The 15,695-nt window shown below is 40.2% G+C and carries 13 protein-coding genes and 1 rRNA gene; 9 read left to right on the top strand and 5 right to left on the bottom strand.

The window, feature by feature from the left end:
- The first annotated feature begins 64 nt into the window (after positions 1–64).
- Positions 65–325 carry a DUF1871 family protein gene (locus tag KSU66_RS18475; RefSeq protein WP_269052938.1) on the top strand — a complete coding sequence of 87 codons (261 nt, stop codon included), beginning with the start codon at positions 65–67 and terminating at the stop codon, positions 323–325.
- A gap of 77 nt (positions 326–402) precedes the next feature.
- Here KSU66_RS18475 and KSU66_RS18470 read toward each other — a convergent pair whose 3' ends face one another.
- Positions 403–1,731, bottom strand: a complete 1,329-nt coding sequence (locus KSU66_RS18470) for a sodium-dependent transporter (protein WP_269052937.1) — start codon at positions 1,729–1,731, stop codon at positions 403–405.
- A 154-nt stretch (positions 1,732–1,885) separates the two neighbouring features.
- Here KSU66_RS18470 and KSU66_RS18465 point away from each other — a divergent pair, with 154 nt between their 5' ends.
- Entirely contained in the window at positions 1,886–4,480 is a 2,595-nt protein-coding gene (locus tag KSU66_RS18465) for an RNA polymerase sigma factor (RefSeq protein ID WP_269052936.1), read from the top strand.
- 120 nt (positions 4,481–4,600) lie between these two features.
- Positions 4,601–4,975, top strand: coding sequence for a S1 domain-containing post-transcriptional regulator GSP13 (gene yugI / locus KSU66_RS18460; protein WP_269052935.1), 375 nt, complete (start codon positions 4,601–4,603; stop codon positions 4,973–4,975).
- A 106-nt stretch (positions 4,976–5,081) separates the two neighbouring features.
- Here yugI and KSU66_RS18455 read toward each other — a convergent pair whose 3' ends face one another.
- Complete coding sequence (locus tag KSU66_RS18455) at positions 5,082–6,386, bottom strand: sigma 54-interacting transcriptional regulator (protein WP_269052934.1); 1,305 nt, start codon at positions 6,384–6,386, stop codon at positions 5,082–5,084.
- A 142-nt stretch (positions 6,387–6,528) separates the two neighbouring features.
- On the opposite strand from KSU66_RS18455, the gene pruA reads away from it, so the two are divergent.
- The 3 genes from pruA (at position 6,529) to KSU66_RS18440 (ending at position 10,660) form a co-directional block, all read left to right on the top strand.
- A complete protein-coding gene (pruA, locus tag KSU66_RS18450) occupies positions 6,529–8,073 on the top strand; it encodes an L-glutamate gamma-semialdehyde dehydrogenase (protein ID WP_269052933.1) in 1,545 nt (514 codons plus the stop codon).
- A gap of 69 nt (positions 8,074–8,142) precedes the next feature.
- Positions 8,143–9,336, top strand: a complete 1,194-nt coding sequence (locus KSU66_RS18445) for an ornithine--oxo-acid transaminase (protein ID WP_269052932.1) — start codon at positions 8,143–8,145, stop codon at positions 9,334–9,336.
- Positions 9,337–9,415: 79 nt separating this feature from the next.
- Entirely contained in the window at positions 9,416–10,660 is a 1,245-nt protein-coding gene (locus KSU66_RS18440) for a Glu/Leu/Phe/Val family dehydrogenase (protein WP_269052931.1), read from the top strand.
- A 76-nt stretch (positions 10,661–10,736) separates the two neighbouring features.
- Here KSU66_RS18440 and KSU66_RS18435 read toward each other — a convergent pair whose 3' ends face one another.
- Positions 10,737–10,979: a DUF378 domain-containing protein gene (locus KSU66_RS18435; protein WP_269052930.1), complete on the bottom strand. Its 243-nt coding sequence runs from the start codon at positions 10,977–10,979 to the stop codon at positions 10,737–10,739.
- A gap of 118 nt (positions 10,980–11,097) precedes the next feature.
- Here KSU66_RS18435 and KSU66_RS18430 point away from each other — a divergent pair, with 118 nt between their 5' ends.
- Positions 11,098–12,261 (top strand): iron-containing alcohol dehydrogenase, encoded by a 1,164-nt coding sequence (locus KSU66_RS18430; protein ID WP_269052929.1) that lies wholly within the window; start codon positions 11,098–11,100, stop codon positions 12,259–12,261.
- A gap of 57 nt (positions 12,262–12,318) precedes the next feature.
- On the opposite strand, the gene KSU66_RS18425 is transcribed toward KSU66_RS18430, so the two are convergent.
- On the bottom strand, positions 12,319–13,299 hold the full coding sequence (locus KSU66_RS18425) for a cation diffusion facilitator family transporter (RefSeq protein WP_269052928.1): 981 nt from the start codon (positions 13,297–13,299) through the stop codon (positions 12,319–12,321).
- A 16-nt stretch (positions 13,300–13,315) separates the two neighbouring features.
- Positions 13,316–14,038, bottom strand: a complete 723-nt coding sequence (locus KSU66_RS18420; RefSeq protein WP_269052927.1) for an MgtC/SapB family protein — start codon at positions 14,036–14,038, stop codon at positions 13,316–13,318.
- A 115-nt stretch (positions 14,039–14,153) separates the two neighbouring features.
- On the opposite strand from KSU66_RS18420, the gene KSU66_RS18415 reads away from it, so the two are divergent.
- Together KSU66_RS18415 and KSU66_RS18410 are read left to right on the top strand one after the other, a co-directional pair.
- Entirely contained in the window at positions 14,154–15,056 is a 903-nt protein-coding gene (locus KSU66_RS18415; protein WP_269052926.1) for a DMT family transporter, read from the top strand.
- 393 nt (positions 15,057–15,449) lie between these two features.
- Positions 15,450–15,695 (top strand): 16S ribosomal RNA (locus KSU66_RS18410); the annotation flags it as partial.

The following is a 15,695-nucleotide window of genomic DNA, read 5'->3' as shown; positions in this document are numbered from 1 at the left end:
CTCTTTCCTTTTTCACTTCCTATGCTATCATATAGTTAACCAAAAAAAAATAAGGTGAATTATAATGCAAACAATGGAAATGAATAAAAAAGCAGTTGCCATTCTCGAAAAATGGGATCCATTTAAAGAAGGTGCTAAAGCATATGGGCATGAGATTGTTGATGTCGTGGCGGAATTACAAAGTATTGACCATCCAGCGGATCTAGCAAAAAAGATTCGTGAAATTTACGAACATTCTTATCAAATGTGGATACCTTTTGAGGATTGTGTAAATGTTTCTTATAAACTATTGGCTATAAAGTACAAAGCGAAATGTATTGTATAATTGAAAATACCTATTTACGAGTTTAGTATAGTATAAAAATAAAAAACAACCTATGAATCCATAGGTTGTTTTTTTTATTATGATAAAATTTCAAATATCCAAGTAACGAAAATGATAATGATTGCCGCAGGTGCTGCATATTTAACTAGGAACTTCCAAACCGAGTGAATGAGTGGGTGGGTGTTCAGTTCATCAGTTGTTTGCTTATTCGTCAGGACAAATCCAGCGAAAATTGAAATAGCGAGCGCGCCAATTGGCATCCCAATACGACTAGTGAGGAGATCCGCAAAATCAAAGATTGTATCACCAAAAATAGTGAACTCTGAAAGTACTCCGAACGATAAGGCGCTAGGTATACCAATGATAAAGATTAAAGCTCCGAATACCCATGCAGCACGTTTACGACGGTCGTATTTGGCACGAATTCCAGTCGAGACGACGATTTCCAACATAGACATTGAAGAGGTGAGTGTTGCAAAAAGCATGAGTATGAAAAATAAAATCATGAAAAATCCGCCGAATGGTATCTGCCCGAAAATCGCCGGCAATATGATAAAAATTAACCCGGGACCTTCAGCGGGGGATAGCCCCAGCGCAAACACAGCAGGGAAAATGACAAGACCTGCCAAAATAGAGATGACAATATTCAAGATGGATACACTTAACGCTGATTGACCCAATTGTTCATCTTTCGACAGGTAGGATGCGTAAGTCATCATCGCTGTTACTCCGACACTAAGTGAGAAGAATGCTTGTCCGAGGGCAACTAGAAAAGTTCCACCCGTTAATAAGGACCAATCAGGTACAAATAAGAAACGGACACCTTCCATAGCGCCATCAAGTGTAAGAGAGCGGATTGCAAGAATAATGAAGAAGATGAACAAAAGCGGCATCATCCATCTACTTGCTCGCTCAATCCCGGCTTTTATCCCACCTTGCACAATCCATATAGTGAGTAACAGAAACACTGCTTGAGCAAGTAAAATCTCTAGCGGATTAGCGGTGATTGAAGCAAATAATGCTCCGAAATCAGCTACATCTAATTGAAAAGTAAGTGCACGGACCAAATAAGAAAGAATCCATCCTCCGACGACACTATAGAATGATAGGACGATGAACCCGAAGGCAAATCCTAACCACCCGATAATAGGCCATTTTTTACCAGGCGCTAGCCGTTTAAATGCGGTTACCGCATCCGACTGTCCCATCCGTCCGATGACGAATTCCGCAAGAAGAATGGGTAATCCAATACCGATTGTACTAATAATGAAAAGTAAAACAAAAACGCTTCCTCCGTTTGTGCCTACCATATAAGGAAATTTCCATATTGCACCGAGTCCAATCGCACTGCCAGCTGCGGCAAGGATGAAACCAAGTTTTGATGTCCACTGTTCACGTGGCGCCATAGTTAATCACTCTTTCTATTTATAAGCATCTCCCAATTGTACATGAATTAGAAAGGAATTACAGACAAATGTGAAACTGACCATTCGACTGAAGAGTTTATGTTTTCTGTTATGATTAAAAGAAAGAAGATACTACAAAGGGGGGCTATGAGTTTTGGAAGACATTAAGTTAATTCAAAACGCAAAGCAAGGTGATTTCACTGGACTCGGGGAATGGATAGACCTTCATTCCGGAGCCATCGAGCGCTTTGCATTCCAATATGGACTTACTTTAGATGTTGCGCACGATTTAACGCTGGATACGTTTAGGACGTTTCGGGAGGAACTGGAAGACTTAGATGAACATGAACCATTAATTCACGTACTTTATAAACTTTTAATAAATAAGCTTTCGCAGTATCAATTATCAATTCGAGCTCCCGATGACCTGTTTCTGTTTAAGGAAGATGAGGTACTTCATTCGGATATCATACAGCTAAATGGGGAAAATAGAGTCCCATTCATTCTCTCCTTATTTCATGGGCTAGATACAGAACAAATTGCATCGATTACGAAAAGTTCAACTGCCGACGTTGAATCGAATATTCAGCACGCAATGGAATTAATCGGAGGTGATAATCTACGTAAGAGGCTAATGCTTTTAGAGAAGTCATATGATCGACTACCCCTACAATTTCAGGCGACACAAATACTTGGGACTGTTTCACAGGCGGAAAGGCCAAAGAAGTCAAAGAAGAAATCGGTGCTATGGTCGATTGTGGCGGCGGTTATTTTGATGGTATGTATCGTTGCGATACAGAATCTATTTGTTTCTAAAAGTAAACAATCCGCACAAGGAGACGGAAATGACGCATTCTTGACCGAACTTGAGGAGAGTTATCAAGCAGAACGTGATATGCGTCAAGAGATGTTGAAGCTAGAAGACGCTAGATTTAACAGGCTAAATTTCATAAGAGTAGCGGATGAGAAAATGAATAAGTTGAAAAGTAGTAGCTCGATTGAAAATCAAAGTCAGCGTGGAGAAATGGCCGCAGAAGTGAAAAATATTATTAGCGAGCTAAAACTTCCTGATGAGATGATTGAAGAAATCAGGGGTGCGCAACTTAATGAAGATGAAAAAGCGAGTATCAAGTACCTCAGTTTATATCGTGGAAAAGTGAATGACATTATCACGGTGTATGACGGAATTATTTGGGATTACCGAGAAGCGATTGAAAACTATCTACAGGGATCAAAAACAGTAGATTCATTGATGTTGAGATTTGAAGAAACGCCAGAAGAACTACAAAATATCACTGCCACAATGCAGGACCAATCAATAAGGCTGTGCGAAAAGAAAAATCCGAGGGAAATAACTGCCTGTTATTATAATTCGGAAAATCATCAACATATGGAAAATCTTTTACATCATAATGCAGCAGGTTACGTTAGTATGTTGACTTACGATTACTACATGACTCATAAGAATCTGGAGTACAGTCCGGATTGGATTGCGAATGAATTACAAAGAGTCGAACAAACAGTAATTACTGCCGAAAAGGAAACGGATTTATATCCACTGTTAGAATCTTATTACATCAGACTTTTTTATAGTTTTGTTAAAAGTCCAGAAATCGTACAAATGTTAGATGAACAAGGGTCTGTTCCCGAAAATCATCAAAATGCATGGAGACGGTTATTCCTATATGAAGAGGCAACTCCTTTAGGTTATCTAGCTCGACCAATTTATAAAGAAATGGAAGCGTCTGGTTGGCGTAGTTCGGAAAGTTGGGAGCAGTTTAATCGTGAGAAAATAGAAGCAGCTATAAAACTTGCGAGGAACGGAGAACTTGACGAATTGGTCTATAGCACAACGCCGAAGCTTGAAAACTATGTGATTGAATTACCGGATAAGAAGTACGACAGGAAGGTAGAAGAGCTATACAATGAATTCAATAAATCACATGATAAAACGATATTTAAGGATTTATCACCGATTTATGTAGTTGGAGTTTTTGACTATGCCAACGAAATGGAAAATCCCGGAATGATGTTTAATTTGTTCTATGAGGGCGTTGTCAGGGACCGAGAGAATGGGTCAGTAGCTTCACTTGATTCCTATCTTAATAATTGGCGGAAAGGGTTTTCTCTTTTAAAAGACGCAGGAAGTATCGAGTATACGGGAGCTGATTTAACGCGTTCTGGTGATAATTACCAAGCTGAGGTAAAAATTACGCACAATAATCACTCAGAAACTTACGTCAGTACTTTGTTAGATGAAAACCAAATTTGGCAAATGGGGGAGACGTGGTTGGATGACTTACCTTCATATGAAGAAACGCCCCCTACAAATGTTGCTGGTGTATTTACACAAGAGACCCAAATCATCTATGACTATTTTGCGGAAATGAAAGATACTGCCCAAAGTCGTTGGTATAGTGCAGTCGATATTGTAAGGCTATTCTATTACGCGGCAGAGGTTGAAGATTATGAGACGCAATATGCACTTTACTACCAAGGTAAGGATTCACAGATAATCGAGAAAGAACGATTCCTAACAGATGCCGGTAAAAATTCCGGGCGTAAAATGGAAGACTTATTTGAAACGATTTCATTCAAAGCTAATGAACTAGATGACAATGGAAACTGGACCGGTGTTGCAACGTTAACTGTTGACCTTGAAAAGAATCCAGGTGAAGAACCAGTAAGAGCTATCCAAATGATGTGGACGGACAATGGATGGCGTGTCATCTATGATCCAATGGACTAAGGGTTGATAGGGCTGACCTATAATTGTTCAGCATTTTGCCCGCTATGTGTATTCGTGGTATAATTTTGATGGCTTTAGGGCAGATACGATAACATATATAGAGATAGGGAGCTGTTTCAAATGGCAAGGGAATATGAAGCGGGAGAAGAGCTCACCGGAACAGTTACGGGGATCCAACCTTATGGTGCGTTCGTCGCGCTTGACGAGGAAACACAAGGACTTGTCCATATATCAGAAATTACTTACGGTTTTGTTAAAGAGATTAACGAGTATCTTAAAATTGGTCAAAAAATTGAAGTGAAAGTACTCGAAGTTGATAAAGCGGCAGGGAAAATTAGTTTGTCAATCCGTGCACTTCAAGAAAGTCCACAGGCCGCTATGAAAGACGAAGGATCACGTCAACCCTTACAAGATCGAATAGATGAAGGGGATTCTGAAGGGTTTAATTCTCTAAAAGAAAAACTAGAGGAATGGATAAAGCAATCCGGGGAATAAATATGAAAGAGGGAAGGCAACGATGCCTATCCCTCTTTTTTTTATACAGAAAGTATTGGTTAAGAAAGGCATTAAAAGTATAGCTACGGAACTGAAGTCTCCAAGCTTACTTTATTTTACGCAATCGATACTGCAAGTTTTGTCGACTCATACCAAGTGCTTTTGCTGTTTTAGTCACATTCCCATCGTGAATCTTCATCGCATTTTCCAAGTAGTATGTTTCGGCAGCAAGAAGGTACTCGTCTAGTGGCAATAATGCCTTATCTCGCTGCATGATAAAGTCTTCGGCAACCATCGATTCGTCTGTTGAATCGTCAATCTTTAGTCGGAAGTGAAGGGGGAGCATTTCATAGGTTATGGAAGTTTCCTCCATTGCATGGGATGTGATTTCGTCGAGTAAAAGTTCTAATTCGCGCATGTTACCAGGCCATTCATAGTCCAGGAAGAGTTTCTCTACCTCTGGCGATAGTTCAATCAATTCTAAGTTGTGCCTCTCTCTCCTTTGAACTAAATAAGTGGAGATAAAGGGCATAATATCACTTCTTCTTTCTCGGAGTGGCGGGATTCGAATAGCGATGGATGAAAAGAAATAATATAAATCTTTTAGCAGCGTCCCCGATGCTATTAGCGCTACGGGATCATCTCCAATACTAGCTATAAATTGGCGGTGACCGTTCACGGGTTTAGAAAGTGTAGCTAGTAACTTTTGCTGAAGTGGAATCGCCAATAAATCAATACGGTCGCAAAATAATGTATAGGATTCATTGTCATCCAAGTCTTCAATAAGTCGCTCGATAAGAAGTGAATCAGAATTATGGCAATGTAGCGTATAATAAAAACGGTTTGTTGGAGATGAAGCATTGTGTATGCTTTGTGCAATCAGGTCTTTTCCGGTCCCTGTTTCGCCAATGAGAAGGACTGGTAATTTTGCCTTAGCTGCTTTTTTAGCAGTTGAAATAACTGTTTTCATGGCGGACGAGGCAGCGATAAGAACATTGAAATTTATAGGGCCACCACTTTGTTGAAATGGTTGATGCATGAACTTTTCCAATGCGGTTACGTCCCGTGCAAATTCAACCGCACCGATAATTTTATCATTTTCAAATACTGGGTATGTGTCGTTGACTGTTGTAATTTCAATACCATCATGATTCCAATAGGTTTGTTTGATGTTTAAAAGCTTTTTTCCACTCTGCACCACTTTGAGTAGGGTGCTTTCCTCGTGATTTAAATTGAATAATTCAAGAATAGACCTATCCTGAATATCCTCAAGTGCAAGTCCTTCGATTTGTTTCATTTTTTTATTGTATAGAATTGTGTTGCCCTTGTTATTAATCGCATGAATTCCGACAGCTGCATGTTCGATTGCAAAAGAATGAAACGGAGCCAGTAGCTCCCCTGTTTTTCGCATAAATACCACCATCCAATAGATTTTTTGAATAAATAGTGAATAACACTTGATATTAGCAAGATTATCTTGCATTATTATATAGGTAATCAATTACTAAGTGCAAATATTATTTGCATCTTACATTATTGAAGGGGGAAAAAACATGATTCCATACAAACACGAACCATTTACAGATTTTACACAAGAGGAAAATAAACAAGATTATCTTGAGGCATTGAAATTAGTCGACGGATACCTTGGTGAAGATTATCCACTTATTATTGGTGGAGAACGAATTACAACTGAAGAGAAACTAATTGTAACAAACCCATCTAACAAAGAAGAGCTAATCGGTCGCGTTTCAAAAGCGAGTCAAGAGCTTGCGGAAAAAGCGATGCAGGTTGCAGATTCAACATTTAATACTTGGAGAAAAGTTAAGCCAGAATTTCGTGCAGATATTTTATTCAAAGCGGCAGCGATTGTTCGTCGTCGTAAAGCTGAATTCTCAGCGCTACTTTCAAAAGAAGCAGGAAAACCTTGGAACGAAGCAGATGCAGACGTTGCAGAAGGTATTGATTTCTTAGAGTATTATGCACGTCAAATGCTAGACTTGAAAGAAGGTATGAAGGTTGAAAGTCGGCCAGGTGAATACAACCAGTTCCATTACATACCACTAGGAGTAGGTGTTGTTATTTCTCCGTGGAACTTTGCTTTTGCGATTATGGCTGGAACGACTGCGGCAGCACTTGTAACAGGAAATACAGTACTTCTTAAACCAGCATCTACAACTCCGGTTGTTGCATATAAATTTATCGAAGTACTTGAACAAGCAGGAATGCCAGCTGGCGTAGTAAACTTCATCCCAGGATCTGGAGCTGAAGTAGGGGATTACCTTGTTGATCACCCAAGAACGCGTTTCGTATCATTCACAGGTTCACGTGAAATCGGTTCGCGCATCTTTGAACGTGCAGCGAAAGTAAATGAAGGTCAAATTTGGCTGAAACGTGTTATCGCTGAAATGGGCGGTAAAGATACAATCGTTGTTGATAATGACGCTGATTTAGAACTTGCGGCACAATCGATTGTTAAGTCAGCATTCGGCTTTAGTGGGCAGAAATGTTCAGCATGTTCACGTGCAGTAATTCATGAAGAAGTATATGATGAAGTAGTCGCTCGTGTTGAAGTTCTTACAAAAGAATTGACGTACGGTGATACGTCGGATAACTCGAACTACACAGGTCCAGTTATTGACCAAGCTTCATTCGATAAAATCATGGGTTACATTGAAATTGGTAAAGAAGAAGGCCGACTTATTGCAGGTGGTACAGGCGATGATTCGAAAGGATACTTCGTTGCACCAACAGTAATAGTAGACCTTGATCCAAAAGCACGCATTATGCAAGAAGAAATCTTTGGGCCAGTAGTTGGCATAACGAAAGCTAAAAACTTCGATGAAGCAATTGAAATTGCTAATAACACAGATTATGGATTAACGGGTGCCGTAATTACAAACAACCGTGAACACATTGAACAAGCACGTGAAGACTTCCATGTTGGAAATCTATACTTTAACCGTGGTTGTACAGGTGCGATTGTTGGGTACCAACCATTTGGAGGATTCAACATGTCAGGTACGGACTCGAAAGCTGGCGGACCTGATTACTTGCAACTTCATATGCAGGGACAAACAACATCAGAAACACTATAATTTAAATAGAAAACGGTAGCCCACTTCTTCACCGAAGAGGCTACCTATTATTTAGGAGGAGGGATTTTTATGTCAGTATCAGAAAAGATAATCATGCAAACTGAAAAGTACGGAGCAAATAACTACCATCCACTACCAATTGTTATATCGGAAGCAGAAGGGGTTTGGGTGAAAGATCCAGAGGGTAATAGATATATGGATATGCTAGCTGCATATTCCGCTGTTAACCAGGGCCACCGTCATCCTAAAATCATCAACGCTTTAAAAGAACAAGCGGATCGAGTCACATTAACATCACGAGCATTTCATAATGCTGAGCTTGGACCCTGGTACGAGAAAGTATGTAAGTTATCAGGAAAAGATATGGCGCTTCCAATGAACACGGGTGCTGAAGCTGTCGAAACTGCTGTTAAAACAGCAAGACGTTGGGCTTATGATGTTAAAGGAGTAGCCGAAGGACAAGCAGAAATTATTGCATGTAATGGCAACTTCCATGGCCGTACAATGACGGCAGTATCATTATCATCAGACCCTGAATATCAGCGCGGATTTGGCCCAATGTTACCAGGTATTAACCTGATTCCATATGGCGATATCGATGCGCTAGAAGCTGCGATTACGCCAAACACTGCAGCATTTCTTATTGAGCCGATACAAGGCGAAGCTGGCATTATTATCCCTCCAGCAGGGTTCATGAAAGCGGCCCGCGATCTTTGTACGAAGCATAATGTCCTGTTTATTGCAGACGAAATCCAAGCTGGCCTAGGCCGTACTGGAAAGATGTTTGCATGTGAGTGGGAAGACATGGAACCAGACATGTATATTCTTGGAAAAGCACTTGGCGGTGGAGTATTCCCGATATCATGTGTTTTAGCTAACAAAGATATCCTAGGCGTATTCGAACCTGGTTCACACGGTTCAACATTTGGTGGAAACCCAATGGCATGTGCAGTATCAATTGCGTCATTAGAAGTTCTTCAAGATGAAAATCTTGCGGCTAATTCATTGGAGCTTGGCAATTACTTTATGCAAGAGTTAAAGAAAATCGAGCATCCGTCGATTAAAGAAGTTAGAGGGCGTGGATTGTTTATTGGCGTTGAACTGACAGAGGCGGCACGACCGTATTGTGAATCATTAAAAGAGTTAGGCCTTCTATGTAAAGAAACGCACGATACAGTAATTCGATTTGCTCCACCACTTGTTATTACTAAAGAAGAAATTGATTGGGCATTAGAAAAGATTAAAGAAGTATTTAATAAGTAAATTTTATAGTTTAAAGTGGCACCGATCTATGGTACACTTTAACCGAAGAAAAAATTATACCAAAGAGGCGAAATAATAATTGACTGAAAACATGAAGCTATTTACGTCCACACAGGAAGTTATCAAAGAAGCGCTAGACAAACTTGGCTACGATGACGGTATGTATGAACTTTTGAAGGATCCACTACGCATGATTGAAGTACGAATACCAATTCGTATGGATGATGGTAATGTTAAAGTATTCACGGGTTTCCGTGGGCAACATAACGATGCAGTAGGACCAACAAAAGGTGGCGTACGTTTTCACCCGGAAGTTGACTATATAGAGGTAAAAGCACTTTCAATGTGGATGACATTGAAATGCGGTATCGTTAATCTGCCGTACGGTGGTGGTAAGGGTGCGGTTATTTGTGACCCACGTGAAATGTCAATGGGGGAACTAGAACGTCTAAGTCGCGGTTATGTTCGTGCGCTTAGCCAAGTAATGGGACCTGCAAAGGATATACCTGCTCCAGACGTATTCACAAACGCTCAAATTATGGCGTGGATGATGGACGAGTATAGCCGTATTGATGAATTTAACTCCCCAGGTTTCATTACAGGGAAGCCGATTGTTCTCGGAGGTTCGCAAGGACGCGACCGTGCGACTGCAGAAGGTGTAACTATTGTTATACAAGAAGCAGCTAAAGTTCGCGGTATTGATATGAAAGGTGCTCGTATCGTTATCCAAGGATTTGGTAATGCTGGAAGTTTCTTATCGAAATTCCTTCATGATGCAGGCGCGAAAGTAATCGGAATTTCCGATGCTTACGGTGCATTACATGATCCAGATGGACTCGATATTGATTACTTACTTGACCGTCGCGATAGCTTCGGAACAGTAACAACACTTTTCGAAGATACAATTTCAAACAAAGAATTATTTGAACTTGATTGTGATATTATCGTTCCAGCAGCAATCGCAAACCAAATCACTGCAGAAAATGCACATAATATTAAAGCGAGCATTGTTGTTGAAGCGGCAAATGGTCCTACGACTGCAGAAGCAACACAAATACTTACTGAACGTGGAATTCTTCTAGTTCCAGATGTATTGGCAAGTGCGGGTGGAGTTACTGTATCTTACTTTGAGTGGGTTCAGAATAACATGGGCTACTATTGGTCTGAAGACGAAGTTCGTGAAAAGTTGACTGAAAGAATGGTAGAGGCATTTAATAATGTTTATACAACAGCAACGAATCGTAACATCGATATGCGTCTTGCGGCTTATATGGTAGGAGTCCGTGCAACAGCGGAAGCATCACGTTTCCGTGGTTGGGCATAATAATCAAAAGCATCTCCCTTTTTTTCGGGAGATGCTTTTTTTAAACTCAAAAAAATCTGTAGTTTCCAAGTTACCTTTATATATCCTTGGGTTCCGGGGATCGAATAATAACTACTTCTCGGTTTCGCCACTCTTCAAAAAGTAGTCCTAGACTGAAAAGACCTGATACGCCAATAATAATGTAAATAAAGCGGGCGAGCGGTTCTGCGGGTCCACCGGCCAGTTCGGCAACGATATCAAAGCGGAAAAATCCAGCAAGACCCCAGTTTAGTGAACCTATGATTACCAATGCAAGTGCAGTTTTTTGCACGATGCTCATATTCATACACCTCCGCTGTTATTATGTCCTACTCTATGAAAAACATACGGGGAAACAAAATATTGCTATAACGAGTCTAATTCTAGATAATGAAAGAATAAGAAGGAGGGAATTTTAAATGAATGATTTTACATTTTACAACCCGGTTAAATTAATTTTTGGTAAAGATCAATTGAATAAGCTTTCTGAAGAGCTGCCAAGTTACGGAAAGAAAGTGCTTGTCGTATATGGTGGGGGTAGTATTAAAAAGAACGGACTTTATGATGAGCTAATGTCGCTTCTTAGTGAAATTGGCATGGAGGTACATGAATTATCAGGGGTCGAACCGAATCCAAGGATATCAACAGCTCGAAAAGGTGCGAAGATTTGTAAGGACGAAGGAATCGATGTCTTACTCGCTGTAGGTGGCGGTTCAGTCATAGACTGTACAAAACTGATTGCATGTGCTGCTAAATATGAAGGAGATGCATGGGATCTTGTAAGTAAGAAAGCAAGCCCAACAGACGCATTACCTTTTGGAACGGTGCTAACGCTTGCTGCTACTGGCTCAGAAATGAATGCTGGTTCTGTTATTACGAACGAAGAGACTGAAGAAAAGTTAGGATGGGGAAGCCCGTTAAGTTTTCCCAAGTTTTCAATTCTTGATCCGACCTATACGATGTCAGTCCCATTAAATCAAACAATTTACGGCATCGTTGATATGATGTCGCATATATTTGAGCAGTACTTTAACGAGGCGAAAAATACGCCAGTACAAGATGAAATGTGTGAGGGCGTATTGCGAGCTATTATGGATAATGGTCCCAAGCTCGTCGAAGATTTGGAAAACTATGACTTGCGAGCATCGATACTAATAGCCGGAACGATAGGATTAAACGGATTTCTGCGATTGGGCTACCAGGGTGACTGGGCATCGCACCAAATTGAACATGCTGTATCCGCAGTTTATGATATTCCACACGCGGGTGGTCTTGCCATCATATTCCCGCACTGGATGCGTCAGAATGTCCATGTAAACCCGGAGAGATTTGCTCGATTAGCAGTTAAAGTGTTCCAAGTAGATCCTGAAGGAAAGTCAACTGAGGAAGTTGCCTACGAAGGAATTGAGCGATTGAGATCATTCTGGACGTCAATCGGAGCACCAGAAACACTTGCGGATTACGAAATTGATGATTCTAAGATTGCTATTATGGCTGATAAAGCAACAAGCAATGGTAAGATTGGCAATTTCAATCCGTTAGGTAAGGAAGATGTCGAAGCGATTCTACAAGCGTCGCTGTAAGTAGTTACTAAAACTAAAACGTCACGCAGGATTTAAGAATCCATGCGTGACGTTTTTTTATTTAGGTTCAGTTGTTTCGTTTGTTCCTGTCCATGTTCGAACACCATCATCTTCATCGAATGAAATAAGAACATCCCGCACACCTTTTTGTTTAAGAATTATCTCCATTAAACGATCACGAATATCATCTACGTAAGCGATTGTATGAGAGGAGTCTACTTCCGCAATAATTTCTACGTGGAGAAATTCGCCTTCCTTAACGACTTCAATGCGCTGAAGGTCTTTAATATCGGCATCACTGGTTAGGATTTGAGAGATGTGATTAAGCATTTCTTCGTCCGTTTCGCCGATTGCACCCCTAGCATTTTCAAGGAAGATTCTACCCACTACATAAAACATCATTAAACCGATTATTATTGACGCTATTCCTTCGGCAACGAGGAAATTTAAATAATGGGCGAGTATTATAGCTATAAATGCTAGGATACCACCAGCAGTGGCGACTAAGTCCTCCATAAATACAAGTTTTGTTGCTGGCTTTGCTCGATTCATATGAGTAAAGCTAGTTGTGATAGGTGCTAGTAATCCACTCTTGTCAACTCCGGCCTCATGGAGTATTTCTTTACCTGCTTTGTAAAGTACAATAAATTCTAAGATGATGGCGATTCCTAGAACTACTAGGTTAATGATTAAGCCAGTAGACTCAACGGGATTCATCACGTGGTGCCATCCTTCTTTTATAGCCTCATAAGCCATAATAGCAACGACGATGACTGCCCCTAGACAAACCAAGTTAACTACACGACCGAATCCATTTGGAAATTTAGGTGTAGGTGCTTTTCTGGAGAGTGCGGATCCAATATAGACAAAAAATTGATTGGCGGCGTCACCAATAGAGTGCAACATTTCTGCAAACATCGCCACATTCCCAGTAAGGAAAAAAGCAATGCCTTTTAGTATAGCGATTATTGTATTTACGATTGCTGCTAGTAGAGAAGGTTTGTTACCTTCTTTCAATAACTTAAGTATATCTTTCATAATCCATTTGCCTCCATTAAGTATAAATTTCTATTTCGATTGATTCTATAGAAGGAAGTGCAATTAGTTCGGTATATAATTGTGGTGTTGGTTTATTGGTGACTGTGACAAGATGAAGTTCAAGTACGTGTTTAAGTGGAGTATGAGCTGTCACTTCTTGCTTAAGACGTAGATGTTCAATCGACATGTTCTCGTTATCCAAGTAGGTAATTAACGCTTCGATTTTTGTGATGTCGAGTAATGTAGCGATTAAGAACATCTCTTTGGATCGGAGACGCTTAGGACCGAATTTTGTAAGTGCGGGGGCAAGCACTTCAATTACAAGCATAACGCTAAGGACGGCGAACGCCGCTTCTATATAAAAGCCTGCACCGACAGCAATACCGATACTCGCTGCACCCCATATCATTGCAGCTGTTGTAAGGCCGGTAATGTTGTCGTTATTTCTCCGTAAAATAGCACCGGCCCCTAAAAATCCAATTCCGCTTACTACTTGTGCGGCTAAACGAAGTGGATCCATCGTTACGTTAATATCATCGCGGGCCGGAACGAGATAAGCTGCTTCTATAGAGACGATTGTTAATAGACAACTAAAAGTAGCGATGACGGCACTTGTTTTTAATCCAATCGGTTTCTTTTTAATTTCCCTTTCTACACCAATAACTAAACTCAACGTTAATGCGATAGCAATTTTGATCAGCACCTCAGGATACATAGCTTCATTTATTATCCAATCCATCAGCATCTACTCCCTTATAGCAAGATGTTCTTTTGTGGATTAACTGATATACTCTTTATTGTATTACCCATTTGTAGTGGAAAATAACTTATTACTTGAAAGAGATGTGTTTTAAATGGCAAGGCCACCAATAAATCCGTATATACCAATAATGATTGGTGTCATATCGGTTGCACTATCAGCTATTTTTGTAAAGATGGCGACTGCAGATGCGGGAGTCATAGCATTTTACCGAATGCTTTTCTCAGTTTTACTAATGTTGCCGATTTTTTTACTTAACTATAGAAGAGAAGTATTAGTACTAAGCAAAAGGGATTGGATTTTTTCTGCCTTCGCAGGTGTCTTTTTAGCTTTCCACTTCATCTTTTGGTTTGAATCCCTAAATTATACATCGGTTGCAAGTTCAACTGTACTTGTTACGCTACAACCTATATTCGCATTTGTCGGTACCTATTTCTTTTTCAAGGAAAAGTTAGCCTTTAAAACGATATTATCTGCAGCCATAGCAATACTAGGTAGTGTTATTATTAGCTGGGGTGATTTCCAATTAAGTGGCACGGCTCTTTTTGGGGATATCTTGGCGCTTATTGGATGTGCACTGATTACTGCCTATCTTTTATTTGGACAAGATGTTCGAAAGAGGCTCTCTCTTATTACTTATACGTTCATCGTGTACTCGATTAGTACAGTTACGCTCTTTTTTTACGTTCTTATTCAAGGCGAGTCTTTTGGGCCTCATCCAGGTGCAGATTGGTTTTGGTTTGTTATGCTTGCCCTTATTCCTAACCTTTTAGGACATACATTGTTTAACTGGTCACTCAAATGGGTGAGCACAAACGTCCTATCAATCGCGATTTTATTTGAACCTGTAGGTGCTTCAATCCTTGCGTACTATGTCTTCCAGGAGACATTATCATTGACTCAAATAGCAGGAGGATTAATCGTTATATCGGGTATTTTGCTCTTCGTAATGGACGTCAGAATATTGAGAAGAATCTTCTTTTTAAAAAGTACTTGATTTGTTACTGCTCTTTAGGGTATATTAAGTCTTGTCCTTAGGGAGCAGCAAACAACAAGCAATTAACAACTGACAAAGAAAAAAAGAATTTGAAAGTTGTTGTTGACATCTTCTAAACGATTTGTTATATTAGAGGAGTTGCTGTTGCAAGCAAGAAGCAAAGCGAACAAAAGCAAATAAAACTAAATGAAGAAGAGCGTGAAACACTTCTTCCTAAATGAACCTTGAAAACTGAACAGCAAAATGTCAACGAAATAAAGCGAAGAACACTTCGGTGTTTGGAGCAAATCGTTTCTTAGTAAACCGATCTCCGTCGGAAGAACAGAAACAAACGAAAAGAAGAGTAATGTAAATTACTCTTGCTAGCAAGAAATGAGCTATTCATTTTCTTCTATTATGGAGAGTTTGATCCTGGCTCAGGACGAACGCTGGCGGCATGCCTAATACATGCAAGTCGTGCGGATGCTTCAGAGAGCTTGCTCTTTGAAGTGTTAGCGGCGGATGGGTGAGTAACACGTGGGCAACCTGCCCTACAGATGGGGATAACTCCGGGAAACCGGGGCTAATACCGAATAAACAGTTTGTCCGCATGGACAAGCTCTGAAAGACGGTTTCGGCTGTCACTGTAGGATGGGCCCG

This window comes from Sporosarcina sp. G11-34, assembly GCF_026931025.1.
The sequence above is the reverse complement of the archived record's forward strand: the minus strand, read 5'-3'. Positions and strand labels throughout refer to the sequence as shown.